Below are 9,758 nucleotides of genomic sequence, written 5' to 3'. Positions count from 1 at the left end.
ATAAGGTGCATGCAACAAAGCTTGATAATTTTTAGCCTTTTGAAACAATAAAAGCCTTTAAAAGATCATTTCTCCCACAAACCCTTTAATTTTTTCCAGCATGGCGTTTTCATCGTTCAAATTTTCTTCTATGATTTTGACTAACGCTGAGCCGCAAATCACACCATCAGCACCCATGTTTTTAGCGTTTTTTATGTGTTCTTTTTTAGAAATGCCAAAGCCTAATAAGGCGGGAGTAGGGCTAAAAGTTTTTAAGGTTTTAATAATAACGCTCGCGTCATTTTCTAAAATACGGCTCGCTCCTGTAACCCCACTCCTAGCCAGAGTGTAGATATAGCCTTGCGAATGCATAGCGGCTTGTTCTAAATCTTTATCACTCGCATTGGGGCTAGCGATAAAGATTTGTTTAATCTGGTGTTTTTGGGCGGATTTTAGAACTAATTCTTTTTCTATTAAGGGCATATCCGCTATTAAAACGCTATCCACATCGCATTCTTTGATTTGGGCGTAAAAATTATCCACGCCATAAGAAAAAATGAGATTCGCATACACTAAAAGCCCTATGGGAATGTGGGGATTGTAACCTCTGATCGCCCTTAAAAGCTGGAAATTTTTAGCCATAGTAGCGTGTTTTAACGCTCTTAAATGGCTCGCTTGTATGGTAACGCCATCCGCTACCGGATCAGAGAAAGCAAACCCCAACTCTAAAGCGCTCACCCCGCTAGCAATTAAGGTTTTAATGAGTTCAAAACTCCATGCATAATTGGGATCGCCCAAGGTTACAAACGGGATAAACGCCATTTTTTCTTGTTTTTTTAAGGTTTCAAACATGTTTTTATACCTCATTTTAAACCTCCTTTTAAAGCGTTATAAACGGTGCTTAAATCCTTATCCCCACGACCGCTTAAATTCACTACCATGATGCTTTCTTCTTCGCATTTTTGAGCGAGTTTCAAGGCATACGCTAAAGCGTGTGAGCTTTCTAGAGCCGGGATAATGCCTTCTTTTTGGCACAACAAACTAAAGGCTTCTAGCGCTTCAAGATCGCTTGCGCTTTCATAAATCGCACGAGCGCTCTCTTTTAAATAGCTGTGTTCCGGCCCCACTCCTGGGTAATCAAGCCCGGCACTAATGCTATGGCTTTCTGTAATCTGGCCTTCATCATCTTGTAAAAGATAGGTTTTATTCCCATGCAAAATCCCCACACGCCCCTTATTCAAAGTCGCCCCATGCTTATTGGTTTCTAGCCCTAAACCCGCTGGCTCTACGCCTATGAGTTTAACCTCTTTGTCGTTTAAAAACGCACTAAATACCCCTATAGCGTTAGACCCCCCTCCAACGCATGCGATAACATAATTAGGCAAGCGGTTTTCTTTTTCTAAAATTTGGCTTTTAACCTCATCGCCTATCATTTTTTGAAAGGTTTTAACCATCGTAGGGTAAGGGTGTGGCCCGGCGGCTGTGCCTAGCAAATAATGCGTGTCCTTGTAACTGCTCGCCCAATCCCTTAAGGCCTCATTCACGGCGTCTTTAAGCGTCGCACTCCCTGAATTAACCTCTCTGACTTCAGCGCCTAATAAGCGCATTCTAAAAACATTCATTTCCTGGCGCTTGATGTCTTTAGCCCCCATAAAAACCACGCATTTTAAACCCAACAACGCACAAGCGATAGCCGTCGCCACGCCATGCTGACCGGCGCCTGTTTCAGCAATAATCCTTTTTTTACCCATTTTTTTGGCTAAAAGGGCTTGCCCTAAAGCTTGATTAGTTTTGTGTGCCCCGCCATGGATTAAATCTTCTCGTTTTAGATAAAGCTTAACTTTAGGGTTAGAAACGATATTTTGACACAAGGTTAAGGGGCTAGGACGGCCCACAAAATCTTTTAAAAGATGGAAATATTCTTTTTGGAATTTCTCATCTTTCAAACACGCATCAAACGCCTGTTCTAATTCTCTTAATGCAGGCACTAACAATTCTGAAACAAAACTCCCTCCAAACTCCCCAAAATACGCTTTTTTATTCATTTTAATACTCTCTTAAAATTCGGGCTAATCGCTTGATTTTATCCTTATTTTTAATCCCAGGGCTTGTTTCTAAACCTGAATTGAAATCCAAACCCAACGCTTTAACTTTCAAGGCTTTTTGAATATTATCCAAATTAAGCCCGCCAGCTAACATGAAAGGCGTTTTGACATTTTCTAAAATACCCCAATCAAAACTCACGCCATTGCCTCCCATTTTATCCCCCTTAGTGTCGTATAAGATTAGAGAAGCTTCTTTAATTTTAGGCGCTAAATCGTTAGCGCTCATCACACTCACTACTTGCCAAATCGTGCAAGTTTTAGGGAGCGATTTTTTTAATTGAGCGATTTCTTGTTGTGAATAGCCATAAAGCTGCACCGCTTTTAAATCAAGCTTTTTGGCGATTTTTTGAATTTTTTTAATCCTATCTTTCACAAACACGCCCACAAAATCCAATTTTTTAACCGCTTTTGTGATCTTTAGGGCTTCTTTAGGCTTGATGTGTCTTGGCGAAGATTTTTCAAAAATCAAACCTCCATAAATAAAATGGTTTTTATAAACGGCTTTAGCGTCTTTAATTCTTGTAAGTCCGCACACTTTATTTTCGCCTAAAATCAATTTAATACACGCTTTTTTCAAATCCTTTTCTTTCATTAAAGAGCTGCCCACTAAAAAGCCATTCACATAAGGGGCTAGGGCTTTGATTTGCGCATGCGAATAAATACCGGACTCGCTGATAATGAGCGCGTCTTTAGGCAAAAGGGGGCGTAATTTGAGCGTGTGGTCAATATCGGTTTTTAAGGTGTGTAAATCCCTGTTATTGATGCCGATAATGTCGTATTGGAGTTTGAGCAAGCGCTTGATTTCTTGCTGGTTGGAAACTTCAGTCAGCACGCTCATGTTTAAGGATTTAGCGAGGTTGAAAAGCTCTAAATAATTTTTATCATCTAATACGCTTAACATTAAAAGCACTGCATTAGCCCCCATCATTCTAGCGAGTTTGATCTGAAAAGCGTCAATGATAAAATCTTTGCATAAAATAGGCTTAATGGAATGTTGCGAAACCATCTTAATGTTTTCATAAGAGCCTAAAAAGTATTTAGAATCGGCTAAAACCGAAATACAAGAGGCGAATTTTTCATAAGTTTTGGTTATTTTCAACAGATCAAAATCTTTTCTGATTAAACCTTTAGAGGGCGATGCTTTTTTGCATTCTAAAATAAAGCTAGTCTTTTTTTCTAGTAACGCCTTTTTAAAATCCCTATCGCTTGGGTTTATGTTTGTCGGTAAAGTGTGATTTTTTTTAAGCATAGAAACTTCTAGGAGCTTGTCTTTAAGGATGTTTTCTAACACGCTAGGCATGGCTTATTCTTATGATTTTTTGCAAATGCGTATAGGGTGCTTTGGTTTTTAAATGCTCTAAAGTCATGCCAACGCCCTCTTTTAAACCTTTAGCCTTATGGCTTAAATACAACAAACTCGCCACATTCGCCACAACCACCATTGTATGCGAATCCTTGCCTTTGTTTTCTAAAATATCTAAACACGCTTGAACGCTTTCTTGTGCGTTTTCAATCTGTAATTCTTTCAAATCATAGGGGGGTAAATCAAAATCTTTAGCGCTCAAGTCATACTCTAAAATTCCGTTATTTTTCAATTCACACGCATGCGTAGTATCGTGCAACACAATTTCATCTGTCCCCCCTCCATTAACCACCATCGCCCTTTTAACGCCTAAAGCTTGTAACGCTAGCGCCATAGTCTTGCACAAAGATTTGTCATACACGCCTAAAAGCTGGATTTTGGGTCTTAAGGGGTTGATTAAAGGCCCTAAGCAATTAAAAATCGTTTTAGTGAAAAGCTCTTTTCTTAAAGGGGCGGATTTTTTAAAACTTTGATGGTATAAAGGCGCGAATAAAAACCCAAAATGCGTTTGTTTGAAACAATTTTCTAATTGCGTGGGATTCATTTCAATATTCACGCCCAAATTTTCCAACAAATCCGCACTCCCGCTATGACTAGAAACGCTCCTTGATCCGTGTTTGGCCATAGATAATCCCATAGAGCTGGCAATGAGTGCGGCAATCGTGCTGATGTTAATCGTTTTTAACCCATCGCCCCCTGTGCCGCAATTGTCTATCAAATCCAAGCCGCTATCAAAAGGCTTAGGGGCATGCTCTAAAAGCGTGGTTGCAGCAACGCTAATCTCCTTAAAGCTCTCGCCCTTGATTTTTAAAGCGCATAAGATCGCCCCAAGTTGCACCGGGCTTACTTTTTCGTTGATAATAAGGGTGAATAACTTTTTGACTTCTCCATCGTTTAAGTCTTTTTGATGATACAGAGCGTTTAAAATACCTTTCATGATAACCCTTCTAAAAACCCCACGCTTTGCTCTAACAACGCCCTCCCTTGTAAAGTCATGATGCTTTCAGGGTGGAATTGATAAGCTAAAATCTTATCTTCTTCATTGATAATGGCCATAGGGATATTGTCATGCTCAGCAATCACTTCTAAATTTTTAGGCAATCCGCTTGCCATTAAAGAATGGTAACGCCCCACCACCATGCTCTCCCCTAAACCTTTAAAAACGGCATGCTTTTTGAGTGCAATAGTTGTCGCTTTGCCATGCACGATTTCTTTACTCCTTATGATTTTAGCCCCATAGCTTTGTGCTAAAGCTTGTAAGCCTAAACAAACCCCTAAAATGGGGAATTTCTTTTTAGCCATTTCAATGATTTTTAAAAGATTGCCTGAACTGCTAGGATTACCTGGTCCGGGTGAAATGAACAATAAAGGCGTTTTTGATTCTTCATTCATTAAGCCTATAAGATAACTCGGATCAATATCGTTTTGATAAACAGCCACTTCATAACCCAAATATTCTAATTCATACACCAAGTTATAAGAAAAAGAATCAAAATTATCTATAAAAAAGATTTTCATAAGCTTGTTTTCCTGATCGCATCAATAAGGGCTTGCGCTTTGGCTCTTGTTTCATTCGCTTCGTTTTTAGGCACGCTGTCTAACACAATACCGGCTCCTGCTTGGATCACGGCTCTATTGTTTTTGACAAAACATGAACGGATAGTGATGCAAGAATCCATAGAACCCTCGCTATTTAAATACCCCACACTCCCTCCATAAGAGCCTCTCCTTTGGTTTTCCAATTGGTAAATGAGCCTGATCGCAGAGATTTTAGGCGCTCCGCTAAGCGTGCCGGCGTTCATAAAGCTCCTGTAAGCATGCAAACTATCGCACCCTTTTTTCAATTCCCCAACAACCCTTGAGACCAAATGCATGACATTGGAATACTTATCCACTTTTAAAAGCTTATCGCAATAGCGTTTTTTTGAAACTCTGGCCATGTCGTTTCTGGCTAAATCCACTAGCATGATGTGTTCAGCCCTTTCCTTATAATCGTGTTGCAAATCAAATTCCATTTTACTATCTAAATCGTAATCAATATTCCCTTGTTTGTCCTTACCCCTTAAACGAGTGCCAGCAATGGGATAAATTTCAGCCGTATTGGTTAAAGCGTTGTATTTTAAAGCGCTCTCAGGGCTTGCCCCAAAAAGAACAAAATCGCTGTCTTTGATATAGAACATATAGGGGCTAGGATTAGTCAGCTTTAAATGGTAATATGCGCTCAAACCCTCCAAGCACTCCATATAAAAGCTACGCGACAACACCGCTTGAAAAATCTCGCCTTTTTTGATTTCTTCTTGTAAGGATAGCGCCTTTTTTTCAAACTCGCTATCGCTGCAATTAGTGCTAACTTCTCTATTTTGTTTGGATTTTTTAGGGATAAAATCGCTTTTGATGTTTCTAGCCAACTCTTTTAAGTCTTGTAATTCTTGGGCTATCTCTGTTTTAAAGCGCTCATCAAAGCACGCCCCCAAGATTTCAGCGTTTTTTTCTTTATGGTCTATGATGATCAAATTTTGCGCGACAAAAAAAATAAAGTCATGCGCTGTGTTGTCTTGCGCTTTTAAGTGGGGCAAGTCTTCAAAAAAATTGAGCATTTCAAAAGAAAAAACGCCCGCGCTTAAAAGCGTAAAGGGGTGTTTGGGTTTTGTTTTAACGCTTTTAAAAAGCCCCCTTAAAGCGTCAAAAGGGCTAGGCTCAAAGAGTTTTAAAAACTCATCTTGCGTTTTTTTACTTTTGGTGTAGGTTAAAATTAGGGTATTGTCTTGTATAGGCGTTTTAAAAAACGCGCTCAGTTTTTGCAAAAACGCCCCGCCATTAGGCGTTAGGCTAGTGATAGTTACAATATTGTGGTTGCAAATCAGCTTCAAACAGGCTTTAGCCATTAAAAGGGATTTGGTGTGCGCTTTGCTCTCAATCTCAGCACTTTCAAAAAGCAAGGTGTGCTGTTGCTCTAATTTTTCATAAAGAGCTAGGGGATAGGGAATGTAAGGGGCTTTTTCTATCAGACTGATCATCAATTTCTTCACGCTAAAAATAAACTTGCATTTTACAAGAAATAGATAAATGGGTAATAAATTAATAGCCTTATAGAGCTTATAAGGGCTAATCTAACTTAAACTCAAATGGGATTTTTCAAGGATCAATTTATGAGGGAATGAGAAATTTTAATTAGGAATGCGAAAAACCGCTTTAATCAGATTAAACTTTTGAGCGTTGTTAAGGTTATTTGTGTGGCATGCCGTTATCTTTCTTGTGTGTGGCAAGAAAGATTTGGTGCGATAAATTCAAGGATGGTTTCACCCTCTTTTTCAATGTCAATCAAACCCATATCGTTTGAGCCATTAGGCGGGGTGATGCCTAAAAAACGCTCATTGAAAGGCCGCCATCTGGCAATAGAGGCGCTGAGTTCGTTAGGATAAAACCCGATAGATTGGTTGTCAAATAAAGCGTTCACATGCAAAGGGCCTGAAGCGTTCCCGATATAAACGGACAAATTCGCGCACAATTTGGCTAAATCCACTAAACTATGGCTCGTATCATAGAGGTGAGCGAAAGGGACTTTTTCAAGGAGTTCTTCTGTGGCTTTTCTCTCGCCTGGCCCGCAAATAAGAATGATCTCGCAACTTAAACTTTTGTGTAAAAAACCAATCAGTTTGATAAAGTGTGAAGCGGGCAATACGGGCGAACTGCCTCCGCTATGCATATGCACGCCGATCCACAATAAACCAGCATCAGCGTTGAGTCTTGAAGCGATAACCAATCGCTCTTTGGATTTGTCTTTAAGCTCCCATGCGATTTTTTTAAGTGGAGCGTTAGTAAGATCGTGATCTTTACAAAAAACATGGATGAGATCCAAATTGTATTCGTATTCGGTTTTTAGGCATAGCGATCGGCTTTGGCGCACGCTCTTTTGATACAGCCAAGAATAGATTTTAGTCTTTGGGGCTAGGATATAAGGAATGGATTTCCTCAAACTAAAAGCGAGTCTGGCGTTTTTAAAATTAGAAAATAAAAAGATAAGAGCGTCAATGGATTTATTTTTAAGAGTGGCGGCTAAATGGTTATCTTCTATAATGACTTCATCAATGAAGGGGAATTCTAATGCTATTGGGGTGGTATAGCTAGGCACAACCACGCCCAAATACGCTTCTTTGCCTTTTTCTAAAAAAGCTTGCTTTAGAGCGATTAAAGCGGGTATGGCTAAAATAAAATCGCCTAACTTATCGTTACGGATCACAAAAACTTTTTGAGAGTTTTCCTTATCTTTACATTTTAAATCTTCAAACCCTACAAAATCCATAGCTTGCCTAAGAGATCAAATTTTTTGTCATGTTAGCAAAAATCGTTCTTATGCGATGGATAAATTCTATTTTTTATTCTGCCATGCTTTTATGGGCTCATCTTCCCATGTGCCATAAAGAGAGTTGGGTAAAATGATCCACTCTGTGCCAAATTTTTGAGCGTTTTGCAAGACTTTAGCTCGTTGTTCTTGGCTGTTTTTAGCGTCTTTAGCAAAAATAGCGTCAAAATCATGCAAAGTATCGCCCACTTGTAAAACAATCGCATAATCTTTAGCGACTAACTCTCGCCTAACGGCTTTAGGCTTGCCTTTTTCTTTTAATAAAACGGATTCTTCGCTCACTTGGGGGAGTTTAAAACTTTTGAGTGTTTTTAAGGTGAAGGCCTTATTTTTTTGCGTGCGGTTAGAAATGTAAAAAATCTTAACGCCCTTAGAATTAGCGTATTCTAAAAAGTCTAGCGCTCCAGGAACGAGCGTGAGAGAGCCTTCTTTTTCAAATTTATCCCAAGTTTCTGGGGTGTATTTAATGCAATTTTTGATCAAATAGCCCGCATAATCAAAAGTGTTTAAAACGGTTTCATCTAAGTCCAAGATGACGGCTGGCTTTTTGTCTTTAACGAGCTTGAGATTATTGTCTAGCGCCATTTTCGCCATTTTGTAACTTTGCAATTGCAAGGCTCTAATCTCAGCGCTTTGCTGATGATACTTAACGCTTCTTGTTATGGGCGAAACGCATTCTTTGGCATTTAAAACACTCATCAAACTCAATCCTAATAAAACTGATGCAAGGGTCTTTTTTATCATAACAACACCTACCTAATGGGGATTTTTTGTATTATACCTTAAAACAGATGATTAGAAGTATTTTTATCATTAACCGAATTGTTGTATAATTGGCGTTTTTAATTCAAAATGAAGTGAGGAAACAATGAAAAAAGCGTTAATATCCACCCTTTTTGGTGTTATTTAGCGTTTGCAAAACCTTATATGATTGATAAGGCGAACTCTAGCGTGTGGTTTGAGGTCAAACACTTCAAATTCAATGAAACAAGAGGCGTGTTTGATAGTTTTGATGGCAAAATTGATGCCGATCCTAATACCAAAGCTCTCAATGTTTTTGAAGGCAAAATTGATATTAAGAGCATTAACACTAGGAATAAAAAAAGAGACGACCACCTAAAAACAGCAGAGTTTTTTGATGCGCTAAAATACCCAAAAGGGAGCTTTAAAATGACAAAATACGAAGATGGTAAAATCCATGGGGATTTGACCCTTCATGGCGTGACCAAACCTGTCGTATTGGAAGCCAAAATCCAAGCCCCCTTACAAAACCCCATGAATAAAAAAGAATTCATGGTGTTACAAGCTGAAGGCGAAATCAACCGCAAGGATTTTGGTATCGGTAAAACATTTAACGATGCTGTCGTTGGAGATGAGGTAAAGATTGAAATCAAACTAGAAGCTTACGCTCAATAAACTTTTTGCAAGAAACAATTTTTTGTTTCTTGTGGCTTTCTTAATAGTCTTTTTTCTGCCCAATACCTCTAAAACATCAAAGCCTTTAATAGCGTTTTTACCCAATCGCTTAAAAATTGAACGCTCATTTTGAATATATTAGACGCTTTTTTATTTTTATGCTAAACTATTTGAAGTTTCAGCCGATATGACTTAATTAATACAAAGGTTAAACCAATCATAAATAATAAGGTTAATTCCATCTCGCTCTGTAATAGGTTTGAAACCATGCATCTAATATTGACTCCTATCTTGTAAGTGCCATACTGCAAGTTCCCATAATAAAAACTTCTAAAAATAAAAACCTACAGAGCGAGATGAAATTAACCTTTTTATGGTTACAAATGATAGCCAATCTTAAACAACATAAAGGCAATACAAGCCTTGCAATATTATTAATCGCTATTCAAAATCACAGATATTTTAATACAGCGTTCAACTTTTGAAAGCAAGATCCTACCCACCAACCTTTTTAAAAACAAATTTTTATACC

At 38.6% G+C, this 9,758-nt stretch carries 8 protein-coding genes and 1 pseudogene; 1 reads left to right on the top strand and 8 read right to left on the bottom strand.

Going from position 1 to position 9,758, the window contains the following annotated elements:
* Positions 1 to 57: 57 nt before the first annotated feature.
* From trpA to P6280_RS01015, 8 genes are all read right to left on the bottom strand, one after another.
* Entirely contained in the window at positions 58 to 846 is a 789-nt protein-coding gene (gene trpA, locus P6280_RS01050; RefSeq protein ID WP_283236751.1) for a tryptophan synthase subunit alpha, read from the bottom strand.
* A complete protein-coding gene (gene trpB, locus P6280_RS01045; RefSeq protein WP_283236750.1) occupies positions 843 to 2,024 on the bottom strand; it encodes a tryptophan synthase subunit beta in 1,182 nt (393 codons plus the stop codon). Before trpB ends, trpA begins: the two co-directional genes overlap by 4 nt.
* A gap of 1 nt (position 2,025) precedes the next feature.
* Positions 2,026 to 3,384, bottom strand: coding sequence for a bifunctional indole-3-glycerol-phosphate synthase TrpC/phosphoribosylanthranilate isomerase TrpF (trpCF, locus tag P6280_RS01040; RefSeq protein ID WP_283236749.1), 1,359 nt, complete (start codon positions 3,382 to 3,384; stop codon positions 2,026 to 2,028).
* On the bottom strand, positions 3,377 to 4,384 hold the full coding sequence (gene trpD, locus P6280_RS01035; RefSeq protein ID WP_283236748.1) for an anthranilate phosphoribosyltransferase: 1,008 nt from the start codon (positions 4,382 to 4,384) through the stop codon (positions 3,377 to 3,379). Before trpD ends, trpCF begins: the two co-directional genes overlap by 8 nt.
* Positions 4,381 to 4,965, bottom strand: coding sequence for an aminodeoxychorismate/anthranilate synthase component II (locus tag P6280_RS01030; protein ID WP_154416346.1), 585 nt, complete (start codon positions 4,963 to 4,965; stop codon positions 4,381 to 4,383). The genes trpD and P6280_RS01030 overlap by 4 nt, the downstream gene beginning before the upstream one ends.
* Positions 4,962 to 6,464, bottom strand: a complete 1,503-nt coding sequence (gene trpE / locus P6280_RS01025) for an anthranilate synthase component I (protein ID WP_283237437.1) — start codon at positions 6,462 to 6,464, stop codon at positions 4,962 to 4,964. Before trpE ends, P6280_RS01030 begins: the two co-directional genes overlap by 4 nt.
* 227 nt (positions 6,465 to 6,691) lie before the next feature.
* Positions 6,692 to 7,750: a glycosyltransferase family 9 protein gene (locus tag P6280_RS01020; RefSeq protein WP_283236747.1), complete on the bottom strand. Its 1,059-nt coding sequence runs from the start codon at positions 7,748 to 7,750 to the stop codon at positions 6,692 to 6,694.
* A gap of 66 nt (positions 7,751 to 7,816) precedes the next feature.
* The gene (locus tag P6280_RS01015) at positions 7,817 to 8,554 is read right to left on the bottom strand and encodes a 5'-nucleotidase, lipoprotein e(P4) family (RefSeq protein ID WP_283236746.1); all 738 of its coding nucleotides are present in this window, start codon (positions 8,552 to 8,554) and stop codon (positions 7,817 to 7,819) included.
* A 124-nt stretch (positions 8,555 to 8,678) separates the two neighbouring features.
* Here P6280_RS01015 and P6280_RS01010 point away from each other — a divergent pair.
* Positions 8,679 to 9,226, top strand: a pseudogene (locus tag P6280_RS01010) (YceI family protein).
* Positions 9,227 to 9,758: the final 532 nt, after the last annotated feature.

The organism is Helicobacter sp. 219-2, from assembly GCF_030053225.1.
GTDB lineage: Bacteria > Campylobacterota > Campylobacteria > Campylobacterales > Helicobacteraceae > Helicobacter > Helicobacter pylori_C.
Note: the sequence above shows the minus strand (reverse complement) of the source record. Positions and strands in the feature narration are given on the sequence as shown.

Bases quoted from the DNA above. Each gene is read 5' to 3' on its own strand.
- trpA (WP_283236751.1), bottom strand. From the start codon at position 846: ATGAGGTATAAAAACATGTTTGAAACCTTAAAAAAACAAGAAAAAATG.
- trpB (WP_283236750.1), bottom strand. From the start codon at position 2,024: ATGAATAAAAAAGCGTATTTTGGGGAGTTTGGAGGGAGTTTTGTTTCA.
- trpCF (WP_283236749.1), bottom strand. From the start codon at position 3,384: ATGCCTAGCGTGTTAGAAAACATCCTTAAAGACAAGCTCCTAGAAGTT.
- trpD (WP_283236748.1), bottom strand. From the start codon at position 4,384: ATGAAAGGTATTTTAAACGCTCTGTATCATCAAAAAGACTTAAACGAT.
- P6280_RS01030 (WP_154416346.1), bottom strand. From the start codon at position 4,965: ATGAAAATCTTTTTTATAGATAATTTTGATTCTTTTTCTTATAACTTG.
- trpE (WP_283237437.1), bottom strand. From the start codon at position 6,464: ATGATCAGTCTGATAGAAAAAGCCCCTTACATTCCCTATCCCCTAGCT.
- P6280_RS01020 (WP_283236747.1), bottom strand. From the start codon at position 7,750: ATGGATTTTGTAGGGTTTGAAGATTTAAAATGTAAAGATAAGGAAAAC.
- P6280_RS01015 (WP_283236746.1), bottom strand. From the start codon at position 8,554: ATGATAAAAAAGACCCTTGCATCAGTTTTATTAGGATTGAGTTTGATG.